General features: G+C 74.9%; 21 protein-coding genes and 1 pseudogene. 20 read left to right on the forward strand and 2 right to left on the reverse strand.

Annotated elements, in window-relative coordinates; translation table 11 throughout:
* Positions 1 to 7: 7 nt before the first annotated feature.
* Positions 8 to 406: pseudogene (locus Ae717Ps2_RS05965) on the forward strand (winged helix-turn-helix domain-containing protein); the annotation flags it as partial.
* 13 nt (positions 407 to 419) lie between these two features.
* Here the strand turns inward: Ae717Ps2_RS05965 and Ae717Ps2_RS38865 are convergent.
* Positions 420 to 1,226 carry a CAP domain-containing protein gene (locus tag Ae717Ps2_RS38865; RefSeq protein ID WP_075554074.1) on the reverse strand — a complete coding sequence of 269 codons (807 nt, stop codon included), beginning with the start codon at positions 1,224 to 1,226 and terminating at the stop codon, positions 420 to 422.
* A gap of 21 nt (positions 1,227 to 1,247) precedes the next feature.
* Here Ae717Ps2_RS38865 and Ae717Ps2_RS05975 point away from each other — a divergent pair, with 21 nt between their 5' ends.
* The 16 genes from Ae717Ps2_RS05975 (at position 1,248) to Ae717Ps2_RS06050 (ending at position 18,754) form a co-directional block, all read left to right on the forward strand.
* Positions 1,248 to 1,538, forward strand: a complete 291-nt coding sequence (locus tag Ae717Ps2_RS05975) for an acylphosphatase (protein ID WP_083695697.1) — start codon at positions 1,248 to 1,250, stop codon at positions 1,536 to 1,538.
* A gap of 77 nt (positions 1,539 to 1,615) precedes the next feature.
* Entirely contained in the window at positions 1,616 to 2,032 is a 417-nt protein-coding gene (locus tag Ae717Ps2_RS05980; RefSeq protein WP_075333117.1) for a VOC family protein, read from the forward strand.
* Between the two features lie 48 nt (positions 2,033 to 2,080).
* Positions 2,081 to 5,686 carry a chromosome segregation protein SMC gene (smc, locus tag Ae717Ps2_RS05985; RefSeq protein ID WP_075333118.1) on the forward strand — a complete coding sequence of 1,202 codons (3,606 nt, stop codon included), beginning with the start codon at positions 2,081 to 2,083 and terminating at the stop codon, positions 5,684 to 5,686.
* Between the two features lie 56 nt (positions 5,687 to 5,742).
* Positions 5,743 to 7,506 carry a signal recognition particle-docking protein FtsY gene (gene ftsY / locus Ae717Ps2_RS05990; RefSeq protein WP_075333119.1) on the forward strand — a complete coding sequence of 588 codons (1,764 nt, stop codon included), beginning with the start codon at positions 5,743 to 5,745 and terminating at the stop codon, positions 7,504 to 7,506.
* Positions 7,507 to 7,733: 227 nt separating this feature from the next.
* Entirely contained in the window at positions 7,734 to 9,059 is a 1,326-nt protein-coding gene (locus Ae717Ps2_RS05995; protein WP_075333120.1) for an ammonium transporter, read from the forward strand.
* Between the two features lie 3 nt (positions 9,060 to 9,062).
* Positions 9,063 to 9,401, forward strand: coding sequence for a P-II family nitrogen regulator (locus Ae717Ps2_RS06000; protein WP_020624117.1), 339 nt, complete (start codon positions 9,063 to 9,065; stop codon positions 9,399 to 9,401).
* Positions 9,402 to 9,540: 139 nt separating this feature from the next.
* Entirely contained in the window at positions 9,541 to 11,937 is a 2,397-nt protein-coding gene (locus tag Ae717Ps2_RS06005) for a [protein-PII] uridylyltransferase (protein WP_075333121.1), read from the forward strand.
* A gap of 87 nt (positions 11,938 to 12,024) precedes the next feature.
* The gene (locus Ae717Ps2_RS06010; RefSeq protein ID WP_083695699.1) at positions 12,025 to 12,714 is read left to right on the forward strand and encodes an AAA family ATPase; all 690 of its coding nucleotides are present in this window, start codon (positions 12,025 to 12,027) and stop codon (positions 12,712 to 12,714) included.
* A gap of 10 nt (positions 12,715 to 12,724) precedes the next feature.
* Positions 12,725 to 14,293 (forward strand): signal recognition particle protein, encoded by a 1,569-nt coding sequence (gene ffh / locus Ae717Ps2_RS06015; protein ID WP_075307605.1) that lies wholly within the window; start codon positions 12,725 to 12,727, stop codon positions 14,291 to 14,293.
* Positions 14,294 to 14,308: 15 nt separating this feature from the next.
* Positions 14,309 to 15,427: an amidohydrolase family protein gene (locus tag Ae717Ps2_RS06020; RefSeq protein ID WP_075333122.1), complete on the forward strand. Its 1,119-nt coding sequence runs from the start codon at positions 14,309 to 14,311 to the stop codon at positions 15,425 to 15,427.
* The gene (locus Ae717Ps2_RS38100) at positions 15,424 to 16,446 is read left to right on the forward strand and encodes a CPBP family intramembrane glutamic endopeptidase (protein ID WP_084786443.1); all 1,023 of its coding nucleotides are present in this window, start codon (positions 15,424 to 15,426) and stop codon (positions 16,444 to 16,446) included. The genes Ae717Ps2_RS06020 and Ae717Ps2_RS38100 overlap by 4 nt, the downstream gene beginning before the upstream one ends.
* 147 nt (positions 16,447 to 16,593) lie before the next feature.
* A complete protein-coding gene (gene rpsP / locus Ae717Ps2_RS06030; protein WP_075307601.1) occupies positions 16,594 to 17,097 on the forward strand; it encodes a 30S ribosomal protein S16 in 504 nt (167 codons plus the stop codon).
* A 5-nt stretch (positions 17,098 to 17,102) separates the two neighbouring features.
* Positions 17,103 to 17,333 (forward strand): RNA-binding protein, encoded by a 231-nt coding sequence (locus Ae717Ps2_RS06035; protein ID WP_149663515.1) that lies wholly within the window; start codon positions 17,103 to 17,105, stop codon positions 17,331 to 17,333.
* The gene (gene rimM / locus Ae717Ps2_RS06040) at positions 17,330 to 17,881 is read left to right on the forward strand and encodes a ribosome maturation factor RimM (RefSeq protein WP_020625232.1); all 552 of its coding nucleotides are present in this window, start codon (positions 17,330 to 17,332) and stop codon (positions 17,879 to 17,881) included. The genes Ae717Ps2_RS06035 and rimM overlap by 4 nt, the downstream gene beginning before the upstream one ends.
* Positions 17,882 to 17,978: 97 nt before the next feature.
* Positions 17,979 to 18,194, forward strand: a complete 216-nt coding sequence (locus tag Ae717Ps2_RS06045; protein WP_020625233.1) for a helix-turn-helix domain-containing protein — start codon at positions 17,979 to 17,981, stop codon at positions 18,192 to 18,194.
* Positions 18,195 to 18,208: 14 nt separating this feature from the next.
* Positions 18,209 to 18,754 carry a Clp protease N-terminal domain-containing protein gene (locus tag Ae717Ps2_RS06050; RefSeq protein ID WP_075307599.1) on the forward strand — a complete coding sequence of 182 codons (546 nt, stop codon included), beginning with the start codon at positions 18,209 to 18,211 and terminating at the stop codon, positions 18,752 to 18,754.
* 80 nt (positions 18,755 to 18,834) lie between these two features.
* On the opposite strand, the gene Ae717Ps2_RS06055 is transcribed toward Ae717Ps2_RS06050, so the two are convergent.
* A complete protein-coding gene (locus Ae717Ps2_RS06055) occupies positions 18,835 to 19,593 on the reverse strand; it encodes an MgtC/SapB family protein (protein ID WP_020625235.1) in 759 nt (252 codons plus the stop codon).
* A gap of 50 nt (positions 19,594 to 19,643) precedes the next feature.
* Here Ae717Ps2_RS06055 and trmD point away from each other — a divergent pair, with 50 nt between their 5' ends.
* From trmD to lepB, 3 genes are all read left to right on the forward strand, one after another.
* Positions 19,644 to 20,420 carry a tRNA (guanosine(37)-N1)-methyltransferase TrmD gene (trmD, locus tag Ae717Ps2_RS06060; protein ID WP_075307597.1) on the forward strand — a complete coding sequence of 259 codons (777 nt, stop codon included), beginning with the start codon at positions 19,644 to 19,646 and terminating at the stop codon, positions 20,418 to 20,420.
* A gap of 410 nt (positions 20,421 to 20,830) precedes the next feature.
* Positions 20,831 to 21,187, forward strand: a complete 357-nt coding sequence (gene rplS, locus Ae717Ps2_RS06065) for a 50S ribosomal protein L19 (RefSeq protein WP_060714490.1) — start codon at positions 20,831 to 20,833, stop codon at positions 21,185 to 21,187.
* A 42-nt stretch (positions 21,188 to 21,229) separates the two neighbouring features.
* Positions 21,230 to 23,548, forward strand: a complete 2,319-nt coding sequence (lepB, locus tag Ae717Ps2_RS38870) for a signal peptidase I (protein ID WP_233147465.1) — start codon at positions 21,230 to 21,232, stop codon at positions 23,546 to 23,548.
* Positions 23,549 to 23,570: the final 22 nt, after the last annotated feature.

Consider the following 23,570-nt stretch of genomic DNA (forward strand, 5'->3'; position numbering starts at 1 on the left):
TCCGCGCGACCTCTACGTCACCAAGCCGTTCGGGATGGCCGAGCTGCTGGCCCGGCTGCGGGCCGCCGTGCGCCGCGCCGCGGTGTCGTCCGTCGACGGCGAGGCCGTGGTGACCACCGCGGACTTCACCGTCGACCTGGCGGCCAAGACGGTCGTGCGCGCCGACGGCGCCGAGGTGCACCTGACCCCGACCGAATGGGGGATCCTGGAGCTGCTGGTGCGCCACCGCGGGAAGCTCGTCGAGCAGAAGCGGCTGCTGCGCGAGGTCTGGGGGCCGCAGTACGGCACCGAGACCCACTACCTGCGGGTCTACCTCGCCCAGCTGCGGCGCAAGCTGGAGCCGGTGCCGTCGCGGCCGAAGTACCTGATCACCGAGGCGGGGATGGGGTACCGGTTCGACGGCTGAGGCGGCGTGTCCCTCAGCGGCCGAAGTCCTGGGTCCAGTAGCCGTCGGCCAGCCCGACGCCGATCGTGGTCAGGGAGCAGTCGAGGATGTTCTTCCGGTGCCCGGGGGACTCCATCCAGTCCGCGACCACGGTCGCGGCGTCCGGCTGTCCCATCGCGATGTTCTCCGCGCCGGGGGAGGGGTAGCCCGCCGCGGTGATGCGGTCGGCGAAGTCGCGCCCGTCGCGGCTGTCGTGGGCGAAGTAGCCCTGGGCCGCCATGTCCTCGCTGTGGCCCTGGGCGGCCGCGCTGATCCGCGGGTCGGCCCGCAGCGCGCCGCATCCCGCGGCGGCCCGCTCGGCGTTGGTGAGCGCGACGACCCGGGCGAGCTCGCCGGACAGCCCGGCCACGACACCCGTCGCCGACGGGGCAGCCGGGCGGGCCGCGGGGGCCTGACCGGCGGCGGGGCCGGTCGTCCTCGCGGCGGCCGCGGTGGCGGCGGCCTCGTGCGCGGCGAGCGCGTCGAGTGCGGTGCGGACGGAGGAGCCCGGGGCGGCCGGGGCCGCGGCGAGCGCGCCGCGGACGAGCGCGGCGCCGTCGACGGGGGCGCCGTCGACCGCGGGGCGCGCACCGGTGCCGGTCGGGGCCGTCGTCGCGTACGCGGCACCGACCGCCCGGAGGGGCACGGTGTCGGACGCCCGTCCACCGGCCCGTTCGGCGTCGGTCCAGCCGGCCGCGGTGAGCGCCGGTGCGGCGAGCGGGGCGGCCATGGCCAGCACGGCGCCGGCCCCCACCCCGCCGAGCACGGCGCTCGTGGCGCGCGGTGTGCGTCGTCGGGTCACGGCCGGTAACGTATCAGCACTGTGAGTGGCAACACAGATTCGACCGTTCGGCTGATCGCATGGGTCCAGGGGGAGGTACAGGGCGTCGGTTTCCGCTGGTGGACGCGGTCGCGGGCGCTCGAGCTCGGCCTCGTCGGCCAGGCCCGCAACCTGTCCGACGGCCGGGTCGCGGTGACCGCGGAGGGTGACCGCGCCTCCTGCGAGCGCCTGCTGGAGCTGCTGCGCGACGGGGACACCCCGGGGCGGGTGACGTCGGTGTCGGAGCAGTGGGCTGAGCCGTCCGGCGCATTCTCCGGGTTCGTCGAGGCCTGACCGCTCAGTTCTGTCGGTGCCGGGGTCTACACCTGTGTCCACACCGAAGCCGCCGACACCGATCCCCGGAGGTCCCGATGCCCGTCCAGATGACCCCGTACCTGCACTTCGACGGCCGTGCGCGCGAGGCGATGGAGTTCTACCGCTCCGTGCTGGGAGGGGAGCTGCAGATCATGACCTTCGGTGACATGGGGGCCGAGGGCCCCGTCCCGCCGCCGGACGGCGTGATGCACTCCTACCTCGGCACCCCCGACGGGTTCGCCCTGATGGCGTCCGACGGTGACCCGCAGCGCCCGACCGGGGCGCCCTCGGGCATCTCGGTCAGCCTCTCCGGCGACGAACCGGAGAAGCTGCGCGGCTTCTTCGCCGGGCTCGCCGAGGGCGGCGTCGTCGACGTCCCGATGGAGAAGCAGACGTGGGGCGACGAGTTCGGCCAGCTCACCGACCGGTTCGGGGTCCGCTGGCTGGTCAACGCCTCGGCACCGGCCGCCTGAGGTCCCCCGCTACCCTGTGGACCCCCGCGCACCTGGAGATCCCCGCCCGTGCACCTGAAGACGCTGACGATGAAGGGCTTCAAGTCCTTCGCCTCGGCCACCACGCTGCGCCTGGAACCGGGGATCACCTGCGTCGTCGGGCCGAACGGCTCGGGCAAGTCCAACGTCGTCGACGCGATCAGCTGGGTGCTCGGCGAGCAGGGCGCCAAGGCGCTGCGCGGCGGCAAGATGGAGGACGTGATCTTCGCCGGCACGTCCGGCCGCGCGGCGCTGGGCCGTGCCGAGGTCACCCTCACCATCGACAACTCCGACGGCGCCCTGCCGATCGACTACTCCGAGGTCTCGGTGACCCGGCGGATGTTCCGCGACGGCGCCGGCGAGTACGAGATCAACGGCTCCCGTGCCCGGCTGCTCGACGTGCAGGAGCTGCTCAGCGACTCCGGCATCGGCAGGGAGATGCACGTCATCGTCGGGCAGGGCCAGCTCGACGGGGTGCTGCAGTCCAAGCCGGAGGACCGCCGCTCCTACATCGAGGAGGCGGCCGGGGTCCTCAAGCACCGCAAGCGCAAGGAGAAGGCGCTCCGCAAGCTCGACGCGATGCAGGCCAACCTCACCCGGCTCACCGACCTCACCGCCGAGCTGCGCCGCCAGCTCAAACCGCTGGGCCGGCAGGCCGAGATCGCCCGCCGCGCCCAGGCCGTGCAGACCGAGCTGCGCGACGCCCGGCTCCGCCTGGCCGCCGACGACTACGTGACCCTGTCCGAGGAGACCCAGCGCGAGGAGGCGTCCCAGGAGCAGGCCCGGCGTCGCCGCGCCGAGGTCGAGGAGCAGCTCGACGTCGCCCGCGAGCGCCAGGAGGAGCTGGAGACCGCGCTCGCCGCGGACGCGCCGCGGCTGCAGCTCGCGCAGGACACCTGGTACCAGCTCTCCGCGCTGGCCGAGCGGCTGCGCGGCACCGTCCGCCTCGCCGAGGAACGCGTCCGCCACCTCACGTCCTCGGCCGAGGCCGGGCGCACCCCCGGCCGGGACCCGGACGAGACCGAGGCCGAGGCCGACGCGATCGCCGAGCAGGAGGAGGAGCTGGTCGCCGCCGTCGCCGAGGCCCGGCGCCGGCTCGACGAGGTCGTCACCGAGAAGGCCGAGCGCGAGCGGACCCTCGCCGCCGCCGAACGCGAGCACCTGGCCGCCGTGCGCGCCATCGCCGACCGTCGTGCCGGGATCGCCACCCTCGCCGGGAAGGCCGACGCGCTGCGCTCCGGCGTCGCCGCGACCGCCGAGGAGATCGAGCGGCTGTCCGAGGCGCTCGCCGAGGCGGGCGCCCGCACCGCCGAGGCCGAGGCCGAGCTGGAGACCGCGCGGGAGTCCCTCGGCGTCTCCGGGGACGCGGCCGACACCGACGCGCTGGCCACGCGGGTCGAGCAGGCCGAGGCCGCGCACCGCAGCGCCGCCGAGCGGGTCGCCGAGCTGGTCGCCGCCGAACGCGACGCCGAGCAGCGTCGCGCGCACTGGCGGGCCCGGGTCGAGGCCCTTCAGGTCGGCCTGGTCCGCCGTGACGGCACCGGCGCCCTGCTGGACTCCGGCGCCGACGGCGTGCTCGGCGCCGTCGCCGAGCTCGTCGAGGTCGAGCCGTCCGGTCGGGCGGCGGTCGCCGCGGCGCTGGGCGAGCTCGCCGAGGGCGTCGCCGTCGCCTCCGTGGTGTCCGCGGCCGACGCGCTGCGGTCCCTGCGCCGTGGCGACGCCGGCCGGGCCGCGCTGCTCGTCGGCGCCGGGTCCGCCGGGGCCGACCGCTCCGCCGGGCGGGTGCCGGTCCCGGTCCCCGATGGCGACCCGCCCGCCGGGCGCTGGGCGGCCGCGCTGGTCACCGCACCGCCCGCGCTCGCCCCGGCGCTGGGGGAGCTGCTGGCCGGGGTGGTCGTCGTCGACGGTCTGGACGCCGCGGCCACCGCCGTGGGGGCCCGGCCGGGGCTGACCGCGGTCACGACCGAAGGGGACCTGCTCACCGCACACGCCGCGCGCGGAGGCACCGGCGCCGGGGAGGGCGCGCTGCAGCTGCAGGCCGCCGTCGACGACGCGCTGGCCGCACGCGACGCCGTCGACGCCGAGCTGGAGTCGCTGCGCCCCACCCTCGACGGTGCCCGCGCCGAGGAGGCCGCCCGCGGCACCGACCTGACCGCGGCCCGCGCCGCGGTCGCCGACGCCGACCGTCGCCGCGCGGCCGCCGCCGCCCAGCTCGGGCGGCTCGAACAGGTCGTCACCTCGGCCCGCGCCGAGGCCCAGCGGCTGCGCGAGCGCCGCGACACCGTGGAGCGGCGGCGGTCGGACTCGCTGATCGAGCTGGAGGCCGCCGAGCACCAGCTGTCGCTGGCCTCCGACGCCCCGGTCGACGACGAGCCCGACACCGAGCTGCGCGACGAGGCCGCCGAGCGCGTGGAGGAGGTCCGCTCCGAGGAGGTCGAGTGCCGTCTCGCGCTGCGCACGGCCGAGGAGCGGGCCCGCGCCATCGCCGGGCGCGCGGAGACCCTGCGCCGCCAGGCGCACGGCGAGCGCGTCGCCCGGTCCCGGGCCGCCGCCGCGGCCGCCGAACGGGAGCGGGCCTCGGAGGTCGCCCGGCTCGTCGTCGACGCCGGGCACGTCGCCGCCGAGCGGATCGAACGCTCGCTGGCCGCCGCGGCCGCGGAGCGCGACGAGATCCAGGCCGCCCGCGCCGAACGGGAGCGCGCACACGCCGAGGCCCGCGACACCACCACGAAGCTGACCGCGCTGCTGGAGAAGCTCACCGACGCCGTCCACCGCGACGAGATGGTGCGCCAGCAGACCCGGATGCGGCTGGAGCAGCTGACCGAGAAGATCCTCGGCGACCACGGCATCGGCGTCGACGACCTCGTCGCCGAGTACGGGCCCGAGGTCCCGGTGCCGCCGTCGGCCGACGAGACCGCCGAGTACGAGGCCGCCCGCGAGCGCGGCGAGCAGGTGTCCGCGCCGCCGCCGGTCCCGTTCGACCGGCCCACCCAGGAACGCCGCCTCAAGCGAGCGGAGAAGGACCTGTCGCTGCTCGGCAAGGTCAACCCGCTCGCGCTGGAGGAGTTCGCGGCGCTGGAGGAGCGCTACAAGTTCCTGTCCACCCAGCTCGAGGACCTCAAGAACACCCGGCGTGACCTGCTCACCGTCGTCCGCGAGGTCGACGACAAGATCCTCGAGGTCTTCACCACCGCCTACCACGACGTCGCCGCCGAGTTCGAGACCGTGTTCGCGACGCTGTTCCCCGGTGGCGACGGCCGGCTCGTGCTCACCGACCCCGACGACATGCTCACCACCGGCATCGAGGTCGAGGCCCGCCCGCCCGGCAAGAAGGTCAAGCGGCTGTCGCTGCTGTCCGGTGGGGAGCGCTCGCTCACCGCGATGGCGCTGCTCGTCGCGATCTTCCGGGCCCGTCCCTCGCCGTTCTACGTGCTCGACGAGATCGAGGCGGCCCTCGACGACGTCAACCTGCGCCGGCTCATCTCGCTGATGGAGGAGCTGCGCACGACCAGCCAGCTCATCGTCATCACCCACCAGAAGCCGACGATGGAGGTCGCCGACGCCCTCTACGGCGTCTCCATGCGCGGCGACGGCATCACCCAGGTCATCTCCCAGCGCCTGCGACCCGCCTCCTGACCTGCTGACCGGCCCGTCCTGCGCGGCGCGTCGGCCGGGCGTGGCAGGGTGGCGTCGTGACCACGCAGACCCTCTGGATCGTCGTCGCGATCGTCGTGGCGGTGTTGCTGATCGCCGTCGTCGCAGGGCTGGTGATCGCCCGCCGACGGCGCATCAGCCTGCGGTCCGACGAGCAGCAGCGCGAGCTCGGGACCGGTACCGACGAGCCACCGCGCGCCGGCGGCGGCTACCAGGCCGGGAGCGGGTTCGCCTTCTCCTCCGGGACGGCCACCGCACCCGAGCGGCCGCGCGCCCCCGGCGACGACGCACCGACCGCCGCCACCCCGACCGCCACCCCGTCCGCCCCGGCGTCGCCCGCCGACGCCGCCGCCGACGCGCCGACGGCCGCCACACCGACCACCACCCCGTCCGCCCCGGAGGCCCCCGCCGAGGCCGCCGACGCGCCCACCGCCGACGAGGTCCGCACCCCGCCCGGTGGCACCCCCGTCGTCGACGTCGCCACCGAGGCCCGCACGCCGCCCCGCGGCGTCCCGGTCAGCACCGCACCGCCGGTCCCGTCGACCGCGCCCCCCAGCAGCCCGCCCGTCCCGACCGAGCAGACCGGGACCGTCACCGGCACCCCGGACGCCCGCGTCATCGACACGGCCGAGGCCAGCAAGGACCCGGCCACCCGGCAGCTCCGCCGCCCCGAGGGCCCCGCCGGGACCGCCGGGACCGACGCACCCGCGGCGAGCGCGCCCACCCAGCCGGTCGCCCGCCCGGAGGCCGCGCCCCCGCCGGCAGCACCCACCGCGCCGACTGTGCCGTCCGCGCTGACCGAGCCGTCTGCACCGACCGAGCCGGTCGCGCGCCCGGGGACGCCGGACACGCAGGCCCCCGGCACCCCCACCGAGGAGATCGCCCCGGCCGAGGGTCGGATCGGCCGGCTGCGCGGCAGGCTGTCCCGGTCGCGCTCCGGGCTCGGCCAGAGCCTTCTGGGCCTGCTCGGCGCGGGTGACCTCGACGAGGAGTCGTGGGAGGACGTCGAGGCCACCCTGCTGCAGGCCGACCTGGGGCCCGAGACGACCGCCGAGATCGTCGACGCGCTGCGCGAGCAGATCGCCACCCGTGGTGTCCGCACCGCCGAGCAGGCCCGCGCCGCCCTGCGTGACGTGCTCGTCGAGGCCCTCGGCACCGGCCAGGACCGCTCCGTGCACGCCCTGCCGCACGACGGGCGCCCCGCGGTGCTGCTGATCGTCGGGGTCAACGGCACCGGCAAGACCACCACCACCGGCAAGCTGGCCCGGGTGCTGGTCGCCGGGGGGCATCGGGTGACCCTGGGTGCGGCCGACACCTTCCGGGCCGCCGCCGCCGAGCAGCTCGTCACCTGGGGCGAGCGCTCCGGGGCGGGCGTCGTCCGCGGGCCCGAGGGCGCCGACCCGGCCTCGGTCGCCTTCGACGCCGTCACGCGCGGCACCGACGACGGCGTCGACGCCGTCCTGCTCGACACCGCCGGCCGGCTGCACACCAAGACCGGGCTGATGGACGAGCTCGGCAAGGTCAAGCGCGTCGTCGAGAAGCAGGCCCGGGTCGACGAGGTCCTGCTCGTCCTCGACGCCACCACCGGCCAGAACGGGCTGACCCAGGCCCGGGTGTTCGGCGAGGTCGTCGACGTCACCGGGGTGGTGCTCACCAAGCTCGACGGCACGGCCAAGGGCGGCATCGTGTTCCGCGTCCAGCGCGAGCTGGGCGTGCCGGTCAAGCTCGTCGGGCTCGGTGAGGGCCCCGACGACCTGGCCCCGTTCGAGCCCGCCGCGTTCGTCGAGGCACTGCTCGACTGAGGTCGTGGCGCGGGTCGCCCTCCCGGACGACCCGCGCCGTGCGCCACGTCACGAACCGGACCATTCGGATGACCTTCGGTCCTCCGGATCCGGTTGAGTAACGCAACCGTCATCTTGCTCGGCGCCCTGTTAACCGGTGCGAAACGGACAGGCGTCGAATGCGAAACACGCGATCATCATTCTTCCTCCCCAGTCGGACTAACGACAGACGTGGGAGGGACTAACCCGTGGAAGGCCTCAACAGCGGTGATACCGCCTGGCTCCTGACGAGCGCAGCACTCGTCATGCTCATGACTCCGGGGGTGGCGCTGTTCTACGGCGGCCAGGCCCGGTCCAAGAGCGTGCTCAACATGTTCATGATGTGCTTCAGCGCCCTGGGCGTCGTCGGTGTGCTGTGGATCCTCTACGGCTACTCGACGGTCTTCGGCACCGAGCTCGTCGGCGGCGGTCTGCTGGGCAACTCGGCCGAGTACTTCGGGCTCACCGCGCTGCTGCCCGACGACGAGGCCACCGAGACCTACCCGGCGCTGGCCTTCGTCAGCTTCCAGGGCATGTTCGCCATCCTCACCGTCGCCCTGATCGCCGGTGCTGCGGCGGACCGCATGAAGTTCGGCGCCTGGGTGCTGTTCTCCGGTCTCTGGGCCACGCTGGTCTACTTCCCCGTCGCCCACTGGGTCTTCGACCTGGAGCAGGGCTGGATCCCGGTCATCCTCGGCGCGAAGGACTTCGCCGGTGGCACCGCGGTCCACATCAACGCCGGTATCGCCGCCCTCGTGCTCTGCATCGTCCTGGGCAAGCGCCGCGGCTGGCCGCGTGAGGCCATGCGCCCGCACAACCTGACCATGGTCATGCTCGGTGCCGGCGTCCTCTGGTTCGGCTGGTTCGGCTTCAACGCCGGTTCGGCCACCTCGGCCGGCTGGGCCGCGGGCTACGCGTTCGTCAACTCCCTCGCCGCCACCGCCGCCGCCATCCTCGGCTGGCTGCTGGTCGAGAAGATCCGCTACGGCAAGGCCACCTCGCTGGGTGCCGCGTCGGGCATCGTGGCCGGTCTGGTCGCCATCACCCCGGCCTGTGCCTCGGTCTCCCCGCTCGGCGCGCTGGCCATCGGTGCCATCGCTGGTGCCCTCTGCGCCTGGGCCGTCGGCCTCAAGTACAAGCTGGGCTACGACGACTCCTTCGACGTCGTCGGCGTGCACTTCTTCGGTGGTCTCTGGGGCACCCTGGCCATCGGGTTCTTCGCCACCGACGTCGCCCCCGACGCCGTCAACGGCCTGTTCTACGGCGGCGGATTCACCCAGCTGGGCCTGCAGGCGGTCGCCGCGCTCGCCGTCATCGCCTACACCGCGATCGTCACCACGATCATCGTCTTCATCGTCAAGTTCACCATCGGCCTCCGGATCGACGACGAGGTCGAGCAGAGCGGCATCGACGAGGGCGAGCACGCCGAGACCGGCTACGAGTTCTCCGGCCTGCGCGGCGGCAGCGGCATCGGCTCCTCGCCGAAGCCCGCCACCGAGGCGAAGGCCACCCCCGCCGCGAAGCAGGAGGTCTGATCTGTGAAGCTCGTGACCGCCATCGTCAAGCCGTTCGTCCTCGAGGACGTCAAGGGCGCCCTGGAGCAGATCGGCGTGCTCGGTCTGACCATCAGCGAGGTCCAGGGCTACGGCCGCCAGAAGGGCCACACCGAGGTCTACCGGGGCGCGGAGTACTCGGTCGACTTCGTGCCGAAGGTCCGCGTCGAGGTCGTGGTCGACGACACGCTGCAGGACAAGGTCGTCGACGCGGTCGTCGAGGCCGCCCGCACCGGCAAGATCGGTGACGGCAAGGTCTGGGTGACCCCGGTCGAGACCGTGGTCCGCGTCCGCACCGGGGAACGCGGCGCCGACGCCATCTGATCGACGAACTCCTCGCGACGGCCCGTCGCGCTCCCTTCCCGGAGTGCGGCGGGCCGTCCGCCGTCCAGGCTCGAAACGGACATCACGACATGTATGCGGTCGACTACTCGAACGAACAGGAAGCGGGTGGCGCAGGGCGATGACGGTCCTGGGGTCGGGCGAAGCGGCGGACCTGGTCAAGGCGAAAGCGGTCCTCCTGGAATCCAACGGCCGGCACCACCACGGTCCGGAGGCGTTACGGGCCGCGCTGGTCGACCTGCACGACTTCTGGCTCTCCTCCCGGTGCGCAGCACTCGGGGTCGGCGGTGAGGGGAGCGGGACGGCGCTGGCGGCCGTCGGCGCGCTCGGCCGGCGCGAGCTCTGCCCCTGGTCCGATCTCGACCTCGTGCTCCTGCACGACGGCCGGACCGACGTCGACACGCTCGCCGAGAAGCTCTGGTACCCGCTCTGGGACGCCGGGATCGGCCTCGACCACTCGGTGCGCACGCCCGGCCAGGCCGTCCAGGTCGCGGCGACCGACCTGCGGGCGGCCTTCGGGCTGCTGGAGCTGCGGCACGTCGCCGGGGACGCGGCGCTCACCGGCAAGGTCCGCGACGCCGTCCGCACGGCCTGGCGGGCGGGGATGCGCAGCCGCTTCGACGAGATCGTCGACACCACCACCGACCGCTGGCAGCGCAACGGCGACGTCGCCCACCGCGTCGAGCCGGACCTGAAGAACGGCCACGGCGGCCTGCGGGACGTTCAGCTGCTCGACGCACTGGCCACCGCCCAGCTCGTCGACCGGCCGGGGGCCGACGTCGTCGCCGCCCGGTCGCTGCTGCTGGACGTGCGCACCGAGCTGCACCGGCTGTCCGGGCGGGCCCGCGACGTCCTGCGGGCCCAGGAGGCCGACGAGATCGCCGCGACCCTGGACGTCGGTGACCGTTTCGACCTGGCCCGCGCCCTGTCCGGAGCGGCCCGCGCGGTCGCCTTCGCGACCGAGGTCGGGCTGCGCCAGGCCCGCAACGCGTTGCCCCGCCGGGGACTCGCCGCGCTCCGCCGCGCGCCGGTGCGCCGGCCGCTGGACTCCGGCGTCGTCGAGCACGCGGGGGAGGTCGGGCTCGCCCGCGACGCGTCGGCGACGAAGGACCCGGCCCTGGTCCTGCGGGTCGCCGCCACCGCCGCCCGCACCGGGCTGCCGATCTCGGCGGGCACCCTGTCCCGGCTCGCCGACACCGCCCCCGAGCTGCGCGCGCCGTGGCCGCGGACCGCGCTGGCCGAGCTGCTCGCCCTGCTCGGGACCGGCAAGGCGGCCGTCGCGGTGATCGAGTCGCTGGACCGCACCGGGCTGTGGGGACGGCTGTTCCCCGAGTGGGGCGCGGTCCGTGACCTGCCGCCGCGGGACCGCACGCACGTCTGGACGGTCGACCGTCACCTCGTCGAGGTCTGCGCCGAGGCCGCCCGGCTCACCACCCGGGTGGCACGCCCGGACCTGTTGCTGGTCGGGGCGCTCCTGCACGACATCGGCAAGGGCCGCGGCGGCGACCACTCGGTGGTGGGGGAGTCGCTGGTCGGCCAGATCGGCGAGCGGCTCGGTCTGCGCGAGGGTGACCTCGTGCTGCTGGCGGCGATGGTGCGCCACCACCTGCTGCTGCCGCACACCGCGACCCGTCGCGACCCGGAGGACCCGGCGACGGTGTCGCGGGTGCTGGACACGCTGCGCGAGGCGGTCGCCCCCGGCGGCCGGGGCGACGCCGACGTGGCGCTGCTCGTCGAGCTGCTCGACGCCCTGGCCGAGGCCGACTCGCTGGGCACCGGGCCCGGTGTCTGGACCCCGTGGCGGCGGACCCTGATCCACGGGCTGGCCGGGCGCTGCCTGTCCGCGCTCGACGGCCGTCCGTTCGTCGAGCCCGGTCCGCCGGATCCGGCGCACCACGAGATGGTCGAGGCCGTGGCGGAGGGGGGACCGCAGGTCCGTTTCACCGGCGACGGCGACGTCTCCTCGGTCACCGTCGCGCTGCCCGACGGGCGGGGGGTGCTCTCGGCCGTCGCCGGGGTGCTGGCCCTGCACTCGCTGCAGGTGCACACCGCCGACGTGACCGTGTCCGACGGGGTGACGGTCGAGACGTTCGCGGTGACCCCGCGGTTCGGCGGTCTGCCCGACCCGGCGCTGGTCCGCTCGGACCTGACGCGGGTGCGTGCCGGAACCCTGGACCTGGCGCAGGCGCTGGCGCGCAAGGAGCGCGACTACGCGCCGTCGACGCCGGAGGTGGAACGGACCGCCCCGCCCCGGGTGCTGTGGTTCGACGACGAGGCCACCGGGGCGGTCGTGCTGGAGCTGCGCGGCACCGACCGCATCGGGCTGCTCCACCACGTCACCGCCGCGCTCGAACGGGCCGGGGTGGACCTCGTCTGGGCCCGGGTCGAGACGCTCGGCGCCTCGGTCGTCGACTCCTTCGGCATCGGCGGGTCCCCGGACGGGGCGGCCCGCGCCGCCATCGAGTCCGCGGTCCTCACGGTCGCCGCCGGGCAGGGCGAGGCCCACACGGGCACGTGACGCAGCACGGTGCGGCGCGGCGCGGCGCGGTGCGGCGCGGCGCGGTGCGAACGGAACGATTCGGGCGACCTGACCGTTTCACCACACATGACCACCGCCCGTGCCGTGCCGACCGGCGCCGTCCCGCCGACCCGCGCCACCGAGCACCGCCCCGCCGACCCCGGTCCGCCCGGCGGCCCCGGCGCGGCGCCGCGCGTCGGCCCGGTGGCCGGCACCCCGTCCGACGACGATCCGGCGGCGCCGCTGGTCGTCGTGCTGCCGGGGCGGTCGCTGCTGCTGGTCGCGGGCCTGCCGGGAGCGGGGAAGTCCACCCTGCTCGCCGGGCTCGACGCGCCGGCGGACACCCGGGTCCTCGACTCGGGGGCCACCCGGGCCACGCTGGCGCGGCTGCTCCCGGCCGCGACGCCGTACCCGGCGTACCGGTGGCTGACCCACCTGGCCCACCGCGCGTCGGTGGTAACGGCGGTGCTCGGGCCCGCGGGCACCGTCGTCGTCCACCTGCCCGCGACCTCGCCGCGGGTACGGGCCGCGGTGCGGGCACTGGCCAGGCTCGGCCGCCGCGCGCCGCACCTGCTGTGGCTCGACACCACCCCCGACCAGGCACTCGACGGCCAGCACGCCCGGGGACGGGTGGTCCGCTCGCGCCCGTTCGCGACGCACGCGCGGCGTGCCCGCGACACCGTCGACGCCCTGCGGGCGGGCACCGAGACCGGCTGGTCCTCGGTCCGCCGCACCGATCGCTCCGGTGCCCGTGGGGGACTGGCACTGGCCAAGTAGGCTGGTAAGGGTGTTCGACTCCCTCTCCGAGCGGCTCGGATCCACGCTGCGCGACCTGCGCGGCAAGGGCCGGCTCTCCGACGCCGACATCGACGCCACCGCGCGCGAGATCCGGATCGCGCTGCTGGAGGCGGACGTCGCCCTGCCGGTGGTCCGCGGTTTCATCGCGCGGATCAAGGAGCGGGCCAAGGGGACGGAGGTCTCCCAGGCCCTGAACCCGGCCCAGCAGGTCGTCAAGATCGTCAACGAGGAGCTCGTCGCGATCCTCGGCGGCGAGACGCGGCGGCTGAACCTGGCCAAGGAACCGCCGACGGTCATCATGCTGGCCGGTCTGCAGGGCGCCGGGAAGACGACCCTGGCCGGCAAGCTCGCCCGCTGGCTCCGGGGCCAGGGCCACACCCCGCTGCTCGTGGCGTGCGACCTGCAGCGTCCCAACGCGGTGAACCAGCTGCAGATCGTCGGCGAGCGCGCCGGCGTCCCGACCTACGCACCGCACCCCGGTGCCACCGGGTCCGGTGAGCTCCCCGAGGGCCCCGGCGACCCGGTCGGCGTCGCCCGCGACGGCATCGCGCACGCCCGTGAGAAGCAGTACGACGTGGTCATCGTCGACACGGCGGGCCGCCTCGGTGTCGACGAGGAGCTGATGCGCCAGGCGTCCGACATCCGGGACGCGGTACAGCCCGACGAGGTCCTGTTCGTCGTCGACGCGATGATCGGTCAGGACGCCGTGGCCACGGCCGAGGCGTTCCGCGACGGCGTCGGCTTCACCGGTGTCGTGCTGACCAAGCTCGACGGCGACGCCCGCGGTGGAGCCGCGCTGAGCGTCCGCGAGGTCACCGGCCAGCCGATCCTCTTCGCCTCCAACGGCGAGAAGCTCGAGGACTTCGACGTCTTCCACCCCGACCGGATGTCCTCGCGCATCCTCGGGATGGGCGACCTGCTCACCCTCATCGAGCAGGCCGAGCAGGTCTTCGACGCCGAGCAGTCCGCGGCCGCCGCGGCGAAGATCAGCTCCGGTGAGCTGTCCCTGGAGGACTTCCTCCAGCAGATGCTGCAGCTGCGCAAGATGGGGCCGATCGGCAACATCCTGAACATGCTCCCGGGGATGAACTCCGGGCAGGCGAAGGCCGCGCTGGAGCAGGTCGACGACCGTCAGATCGACCGCCTGCAGGCCATCATCCGTGGCATGACCCCCGCCGAGCGGGCGGACCCCAAGATCATCAACGCGTCGCGCCGCCAGCGCATCGCGAACGGGTCCGGTGTCTCCGTCTCCGACGTGAACGACCTGGTCAACCGCTTCTTCGAGGCCCGCAAGATGATGAAGCAGATGGCCGGCCAGTTCGGCTTCGGCGGTGGCGGGCGCAGCGCGACCAAGAAGGTCCCGAAGAACCCGCGCAAGGCTCGCCAGGCGAAGAAGGGCCGGCGCAGCGGCAACCCCGCGAACCGCGCGGCCGCCGGCGCGCCGGACCTGTCGAACCTGCCGCCGAGCCTCCAGCAGCTCCCGCCCGGGCTGGGCAACCTCGACCAGCTGCCGCCCGGGTTCGACCCGTCGAAGCTGAACTTCGGCAAGAAGAAGTAGCTAGGGTCGCCACCCATGACCGATCTCCCGGCCGTGGGGTGGCGGCTCCGCGGGACGCTGCTGGGCCCCGACGGTGCCGCGGGCACCGACCTGTACGTCGACGGCACCGGGCGGATCAGCCCGGAGCCGCTGCCCGGCGCCCAGGACCTGGTCACCGACGGCTGGATCGTCCCCGGTCTGGTCGACGCGCACTGCCACGTCGGGCTCGGGCCGAACGGCCCGGTCACCGACCTGGAGGAGTGCGCGGCCCAGGCACGCACCGACCGCGACGCGGGCACCCTGCTGCTGCGCGACTGCGGGTCCCCGGTCGACACCTCGCCGCTGCAGGCCCGCGACGACCTGCCCGAGATCATCCGCGCCGGGCGGCACGTCGCCCGCCCCAAGCGCTACATCCCCGGCCTCGCCGCCGAGCTCGACGACCCGCGCCTGCTGGTCGACGAGGTCCGGACCCAGGCGGCCCGCGGCGACGGCTGGGTGAAGCTCGTGGGGGACTGGATCGACCGTTCGGCGGGCCCCGACGACGCCGACCTCGCCCCGCTCTGGCCGGACGAGGTACTGGCCGAGGCGATCACCGCGGCCCACGGGGCCGGCGCCCGCGTCACCGCGCACGTCTTCGGCACCGAGGCGCTGCCCGGGCTGATCCGGGCCGGGATCGACTGCATCGAGCACGGCACCGGGCTCTCCGACGAGCTCATCGACGAGATGGCCGCCCGTGGCACCGCCCTGGTGCCGACGCTGATCAACGTCGAGACCTTCCCCGGCATCGCCGAGAAGGCGACGAAGTATCCCCGCTACGCCGGCCACATGCGTGACCTGCACACCCACGCCTGGGAGACCGTCGGACGCGCGATCGAGGCCGGGGTCCCGGTCTACGCGGGCACCGACGCCGGCGGCGGCATCCGGCACGGCCGGATCGCCGACGAGATCGCCGAGCTCGCCCGGGCCGGGCACCCGGACCCGATCGGGGCGGCGAGCTGGGCGGCGCGGTCCTGGCTGGGCCGCCCGGCCGGCCCGACGCCCGGTGCGCCTGCCGACCTGGTCGTGTACGACCGTGACCCGCGGGGGGATCTCGGCGTGCTGCGGGCCCCGTCGGTGGTCCTGATCCGCGGACGTCGGGTATCAACGGGGGCATGAGCAGTTCGCCCGGTTCGCCGCGGGGATCACGCGGAGCCTCCGCCGACGACCCGGACGGCTCGAGCCCGTCCGGGGCCGCGGCACCGTCGCCCGCCGGATCGTCGCCCGCCGGATCGTCGTCGCCCGCCGGACCGCCGCCCGCCGGGTGGCCGGGCGGGCCCGGGCCGAACGGTGCAGGCGGGCCCGGCCCGTACGGCCCGGGTGGGTCGACGCCGTACGGACCGGGTGGCCCGGCGCCCTGGGGGCCGGGTGGACCCGGGCAGCACGGCCCGGGCGCGCCGTACGGTCCGCCGCCGCGGCGCGGGCTGTTCGGGATCGAGCCGTCCCCGCCCCCGCCGCGCCCGTTCCGCGGGCTGCTCGCGTTCCTCGTGGTCGAGATCGTGTTCCTCGGCTCGTCGTTCCTGCTGGCCGTGGGCCTGGGGGAGGTCGACTCGGCACAGGAGGTCCTGCTCGCGATCGTCGTCCCGACGATCCTGGCCGCGCTCACCTGCGTCGTCTGGACCCGGGTGTTCGGCAGCGGTCCCGTCGCCGACCTGGGCCTGCAGTTCCGCTGGGAGGACGTCGGCATCGGGCTGCTGATCGGCGTCGCCGGGCTGTTCGTGACGATCCCCGCCGCGCTGGCCTACCTCTACCTGGTCGGCCCGGACCTCACGACCTCGGTCGGCGTCGCCTTCGAGGGCATCCGCACGACGTGGCCGGTCGCGCTGGCCGTGATGGTCGGCGTCGTCGTGATCGCGCCGGTCTGCGAGGAGATCGTCTACCGCGGCCTGCTGTGGAACGCCGTCGCCCACTGGATCGGCAACCGCTGGGTCGTGTTCGTGCTGACCACGGCGGTGTTCGCCCTGGCCCACCTGGAGTTCCTGCGTGCGCCGCTGCTGTTCGTCGTCGCGCTGCCGTTGGGGATCGCACGGCTGCTGACCGGCCGCGTCACCGCCGGGATCGTGGCGCACGCGGTCAACAACTTCCTGCCAGGGCTGGCCCTGGCCCTCATGCTGGTCGGGGCCTTTCCCGCGGTCTGAACGACGTCTGGCAGAATGGTCGATCGGGTCCGTGGCCGGCCCTCTACCTGCCACGGCCGACACCTACGAGTGAGCGAGCCCGTAACCCCACGCGAGGCAGGCTGACTCATCGCAGCACGAATCGACATTCGCGAGGAGCACCACAGCGTGGCCGTCAAGATCAAGCTGATGCGTCTGGGCAAGATCCGTCAGCCGTACTACCGCGTCGTCGTCGCGGACTCCCGTACGCGCCGCAACGGCCGGGCCATCGAGACGATCGGCAAGTACCACCCGAAGAACGAGCCGAGCCTGATCGAGATCGACTCGGACCGTGCGCAGTACTGGCTGGGCGTCGGCGCGCAGCCGACCGAGTCGGTGCAGAACCTGCTCGAGATCACCGGCGACTGGCAGAAGTTCAAGGGCCTGCCGGGCACCGAGGGCACCCTGAAGCCGCAGGCCGAGAAGGTCGACAAGCTGGCCCGCTTCAACGAGGCGCTGGCTGCGGCGAACGAGGAGCCGACCACCGCGGCCACCACCCCGAAGAAGAAGGGTGGCGACCGCGCCGGCAAGGCCGCTGACGCCGCCCCGGCCGAGGCCGCGACGAAGAGCGACGACGTCGCCGACGCGACCAAGGACGCGGCCGCGCCGGCCACCGAGTCGACCCAGTCGTGACTCTCATGGCGGACGCGCTCGAGCACCTCGTGCGCGGCATCGTCGACCACCCCGACGACGTCCGGGTGGACCTGGTCACCGGGCGTCGCGGTCGGATCCTCGAGGTCCGGGTGCACCCCGACGACCTCGGGAAGGTGATCGGCCGGGGTGGTCGCACCGCCACCGCCCTGCGCAACGTCATCGGTGGTGTGGGCGGTCGCGGCGTGCGCGTCGACGTCGTCGACACCGACCGGTGACGAGTTCCGCACCCGACGACGCCGGCCAGGTCCTGGTCGGCGTCGTCGTGCGTGTACACGGTCTGCGGGGTGAGGTCGTGGTCGAGCCCCGCACCGACGACCCGCGCACGCGGTTCGCGCCTGGTGCCGTCCTACAGGGCCACCGGACCCGCGGCGCGGGTCCCGGGCCGCTCACCGTCACCGGTGCGCGTGCCCACTCGGGTCGCTGGCTCGTGCTCTTCGAGGGCGTCGCCGATCGCGACGCCGCCGAGGCCCTGCGCGGGGTCCAGCTCAGGCTGCCGACCTCCGCGCTCGCCGAGCCGGAGGACCCGGAGGAGTTCCACGTCCACCAGTTGACCGGCCTGCGGGCCGAGCTGGCGGACGGGACCGCGGCGGGCACTGTCTCCGACGTCGTGCACGGGCCCGGCGGGTCCCTGCTGGTCGTCACCCGGCCCGCCGGACACGAGGCGCTCGTCCCGTTCGTCGAGGCGATCGTGCCCACCGTCGACCTGGCGGGGGGACGCGTGGTCCTCGACCCGCCCGACGGGCTGCTCGACCCCCAGGACTGATCGCGGCCCGGCACCCTCCCGTGGTGCCGGGCCGTTCTCGTGGCGCCGGTGTCAACCAAGGTTGACATCGAGTGCGTTGTCAACCTACATTGACACCATGAGCGATGCGACGGCGGTGGCCGCGGCGGCGTCCAGCACGGATCCGGCCGTGGGGCTGCGGGCGGTGGTGGCCCTGCGTGAGCTGCAGGAGTCCCTGGAGGAGCTGCAGGTCACCAACGCCCGCGACCAGGGGTGGTCCTGGCAGCAGATCGCCGACGCGCTGCGGATCAGCCGGCAGGCGGTGCACAAGAAGTACCGCCGGCTCGGCCTGTAGAGGGGGAGACACACATGTTCGAACGGTTCACCGACGAGGCCCGCAGGGTCGTCGTCCTGGCCCAGGAGATCGCCCGGACGAGGTACGCGGGGCGGATCGGGCCGGAGCACCTGCTGCTCGGGGTCCTGGGGTGCCCCGGTACGCCGGGGGAGGAGATCCTCTCCGCGGCCGGGGTCGACGCCCGCACCGTCGCCGAGGAGCTCGACCGGGTGGACGGCGCGCCCGGTGGCGACGCCGACGCCCTCGCCACCCTGGGCATCGACCTCGACGCCGTCCGGAACGCGGTGGAGGCGGGCTTCGGCCCCGGCGCGCTCGACCGACCGCGGCGCGAGCGGTGGCGGGCCGGGCACATCCCGTTCGAGAAGTCGTCGAAGAAGGCGCTCGAGCTGGCGCTGCGCGAGGCGGTCCGGCTGGGCGACCGGTTCATCGGGACCGAGCACGTCCTGCTCGGGCTGCTGCACCCGGACACCACGGCCTCACAGGTGCTCGACCGGTGCGGGGTGACGCTGTACGGCACCCGGGAGGCCGTGGAACGGCGGCGGCCCCGCCGGGCCGGCTGAGCCACCTGGCCGGGTCGCCCGTCCGGACGTCGACGCGCAGGTCATCGGCGTTCACGTCGTCGCTGCTCAGTCGTCGGCGCTCAGTCGTCGGCGCGGTCCGGGTCGTCCGGGTCCTCCGTCGGGTCGACCCTGGTCTGGGCCGAGCGCACCCCGTCGGTCTCCGACAGCGCCGCGGCCAGTCCGTTCAGGTCACCCCGGCCGTCGAGCCGCAGGGTGAGCGCGGCGACCCGGCCGCCGTCGTCGGTGTACGAGCCGCGGTGCACGGACACCCCGGCGACCGAGAAGCCGGCCGCGGTGCAACGCTCCAGGACCCGGCGGAGCACGCCGTGGCCGTCGTCGTAGCGGATCCGCAGCACCGGCGGGCGACGACGGTGCCGTCGCACCACCCGCGCAACCGGCTGCAGACCGCGGGTGACCAGGAAGTGCGCCGCCGTCGCCAGGACGGCCAGCGGGGCCAGGCCCGCGCCGCACGCCGTCCCGACCGCGGCGGCCAGCCAGATCGTGGCCGCGGTGGTGAGCCCGCGCACCACGTCCTGCCGGACGAAGATCAGCCCCGCGCCGATGAACCCGATCCCGGACACGATCTGCGCCGCGATCCGGGACGGGTCCAGGGCGACGTGCTCGGTCGTGAGCAGGTCGGCGAAGCCGTACTTCGAGATGACCATGAACACCGCCGCGCCGACGCCGACCAGCACGTGCGTGCGCAGTCCGGCGCTCTTCGCCCCGGCCTCGCGTTCCAGACCGATCGCCGTCGTCAGCAGTAGGGCGAGCAGCACCGGCGGCAGCAGGCTCCACTGCGCCGCCGTCGACCAGAGCGGCTCGGTCCAGGATTCCGACATGCGCGACCTCCTTCGGGGCGGGGGGACGGGCGCCTGCGACGATCCGCGCCGTGCGGATCGACGTCGTGACCATCTTCCCGTCCTACCTGCAACCGTTGCGCGAGGCACTGCTGGGGCGGGCGATCGACCGCGGGCTGCTGGACGTCGCCGTGCACGACCTGCGGGACTGGACCCACGACGTGCACCAGGCCGTCGACGACTCCCCGTACGGCGGCGGGCCGGGCATGGTCATGCGCCCCCAGGTGTGGGGCGAGGCCCTCGACGACGTGCTGGCCACCCCGGACCTGCCCGCCCGGCTGGTCGTCCCCACCCCGGCCGGGCGGGCGTTCACCCAGGCCACCGCGCACGCCTGGGCCGCCGAGGAGCGGCTGGTGTTCGCCTGCGGCCGCTACGAGGGCATCGACGAGCGCGTGCTGCTCGACGCCCGGGCCCGCGGCATCACCGTCGACGAGGTCTCGATCGGGGACTACGTGCTCGTCGGCGGGGAGGTCGCGGTGCTCGTGATGGTCGAGGCCGTCGCCCGGCTGCTGCCCGGCGTGCTGGGCAACCCGCGCTCGGCCGCCGAGGACTCCTTCTCCGACGGGTTGCTCGAAGGCCCGTCCTACACCCGTCCCGAGGTGTGGCGGGGGCTGGCCGTGCCGGAGGTGCTCCGCGGCGGGAACCACGCCGCGATCGCCCGCTGGCGCCGCGACCGGGCCCTGGAACGGACCCGGGACCGGCGCCCCGACCTGCTCGACGCGCTCGGGCCGGACGCCCTGGACGCCGCCGACCGCGCGGTGCTCGCCGCCGGGCGCCCCGACGACGACGCCGACGGCCCCACCGGCTGAGCGTTCCCGCCGGTCGCGTCCCCGGCCCGGCACCGCGGGGCCGGCCCAGGGCCGTGCGGGGGACCGTCCGGCCGTCGCCCGGCGGGCCCCCACCGGCGACCGGCGGTGCCCGGTGCGTCCGGTACGACCGGCCCCGCGGAGCCGTTCCCGGAGGCCCCGGACCACCGGGTGTCCGGGGCGATCTGCCCGTCTGGCACCATGGACGGGTTGCCAGCGCCGCGTGTGGCGCCCGGTGACGGTCACGTGTGCCCCCGGTCCCGCCGGTGGTGCCGGCCGTACCGAGCCCGCCACGTGAGGAGCGTCGTCGCCAGTACGGCACGACCGCCCCGTGGCCCGGGCGCGATCCCGGATCGACCCGGGACCGGCACCGCACGACCCGCACGAACGACACACGAGGACGGACCGTCGACATGAACACCCTGGACGCACTGGACGCGGAGACCCTGCGCTCCGACATCCCGAACTTCCGCCCCGGGGACACCCTCAAGGTGCACGTGAAGGTCATCGAGGGCAACCGCACCCGTACCCAGATCTTCCAGGGCGTCGTCATCCGTCGCCACGGCTCGGGTGCCCGCGAGACCTTCACCGTGCGCAAGATCTCGTTCGGCGTCGGCGTCGAGCGCACCTTCCCGGTGCACACGCCGAACATCGAGAAGATCGAGGTCGCCACCCGCGGTGACGTCCGCCGGGCGAAGCTGTACTACCTCCGCGACCTCCGCGGCAAGGCCGCGAAGATCAAGGAGCGCCGGGAGACCACCGCGTCCTGACCGTCACCCAGTCGTGACGGACCGGTGACGTAATCTCGAAGCGTGGCCTTCCCCGAGCTCCCCGACGACCGCCGGGCCCGCCCCCGGCGGTATCGCGGCAGCGATGTCCCCGAGCGCCCCGGTCGGCGGCGGGCCCCCGAGGACCCGCCGCAGACCGGTGGCGAACCGGGTGGTGACGAGCCGCAGTGGCTGCTCGGCACCGCATTGCAGCACGGGGTGCCCGCCCGGGACGGCTCCGCGGACGGTGAGCCCGAGGGCGCACCGCGCGGGGTCCGTACCCGGCACACGGGCCCGGAGGACGGCGCTGACGGCGCAGGCCCCCGTGGACGTCGCTACCGCAACGGGTTCGACGAGCTCGCCGCCGGGCGCTCAGGTCGGCACGGCGTCGACGGGGCCGCCCCGGCCCCCGCGGACCGGCCCGCCCCGGCCACCGAGGGTCCGGACACGCTGCAGGCCCGCTACGCCGCCCGGCTGAACCGGCCTGACGGCCCCGAGGCCGGCGCCGCACCGAACGGCAGGTCGTGGCCACCTCCCGGCAGCCGCCCGGAGCACGCCCCGGAACCCCGGTACCCGGCATCGCCGGCCGGACGCCCCGAGGGCGCCGGCCGCCACGGCATCCGCCCGGCCCCCGACCAGCCCCTTCCCGACGGCGGGCACGGTCGTCGCGCCGCCGGGTACGACCCGAACAGCGCCGCCGGTCTCGACCCGAGCCGTACTGCGGGGTTCGATCCGAACCGTGCCGCGGGGTTCGACCCGAGCCGTCCTGCCGGGTTCGAACCGAACGCCGCCCCGCCCGTCCGCGGCCCCGGGGCACCTCGTCGCAACGGCCGGCCGGAGGGCCGTTCCCCCGAGGGCCACGCGCCCGACGGGTACGGCCGCCCCGACCCGCGTGGTCGTGGGGCCGGCCGCCCGCCGCTGCGCGGCCCGTCCGGCGAGTACACCAACGGTGCCCACCCGGACCAGCGCCCCGACGGAGCCGCCCCCGGTCAGCCGGACGGCACCGGTGCGTTCGGCGGTCCCGAGCGGTCCGCTCCGCGCGCCGGCCGCCGCCCCGCCGGGCCGCTCGCCGACGGCGCCGTCCCGCCGTCGCGCCGTCCCGTCCCGCCGCCGGTCGACGGCGTCCCGACCACACGTCGCCCCGTCCCGCCGGACGCCGACGCGACCACGCGCCGCCGGGTGCCGACCGAGGCCGACCCGCGGCGTACCCGCGCCGCCGCGGCCCCGGCCGGCGACGACGTCGACCCCGGCGCCGACCCCGAGACCGCCGCCGTCCCGCACCCCGGCTCCGATGCGCCGCCGCGGCCCCCCCGACGCCGCCGTCCGGCGGCCGCGTCGCCGGAACCGCCCGAGGAGCCCGACGAGAACCCCGCCGAGATCCCTGCCGAGCCGGAGGACGGGACGGACGAGCCGGAGCGCGCCACGGGTGGACGCGCCGCACGCCGCAACCGCCCCGTCGGCATCGGCGGCCGGATCGCCGCGCTCACCGGGCGCGGTTCCGCCGCGGCCGCTGCGGGTGAGGAGAAGCCCAAGACGGCGTTCTGGAAGGAGATCCTGCTCCTGGCCGGGGTCGCCATCCTGCTGACGGTCCTCATCCAGACCTTCCTCGCGAAGGTCTACGTCATCCCGTCGAGCTCGATGGAGACGACGCTGCACGGCTGCACCGGCTGCAACAACGACCGGGTGCTCGTCGACAAGGTCACCTACAACTTCACCGACATCAGCCCGGGCGACATCGTGGTCTTCCGCGGCACCGACGGCTGGGCCAGCGAGACCTACAGCGGCGAGGGCAGCGAGAACCCGCTGGTCAAGGGCATGCAGACGCTCGGCTCGCTGGTCGGGATCGCCCCGCCGGACGAGAAGGACTTCGTCAAGCGGGTCATCGCCGTGGGGGGCCAGACCGTCTCCTGCTGCGACGCGCTCAACCAGGTCGTCGTCGACGGGCAGCCGCTGACGGAGCCCTACATCTACTACCTGCCCGAGGCGGGTCCGGCCCGGCAGATCCCGTTCGGCCCGATCACCGTCCCCGAGGGCCAGTACTGGATGATGGGCGACTCGCGGAACAACTCCGCGGACTCCCGGGCGGCGGGGCACGGCCCCATCCCCGAGGCCAACATCATCGGCAAGGTACGGCTGATCGTGCTGCCCTTCGACCGGTTCGGCTGGGTCAGTGCGGTCGACCCGCAGACCACGGCCGACGCGGCCGGGCTGCCGGGGCTGCCCGACGGTCTGCCGCTGGCACTGGGCATCATGGGGACACTGCCGCTCGCGGCCGGTCGCCGACGGGCCCTGCTCGCCCGCGCCGAGGCCGAGCGGTTCCTGCCCGCGACGCGCCCCCCGCACGGGTGGCGCCGGAGAACCTGACCGGGAGCACCGTGCCGGTTCC

Origin of the sequence: Pseudonocardia sp. Ae717_Ps2, assembly GCF_001932475.1 — a bacterium.
Classification (GTDB): Bacteria; Actinomycetota; Actinomycetes; order Mycobacteriales; family Pseudonocardiaceae; genus Pseudonocardia.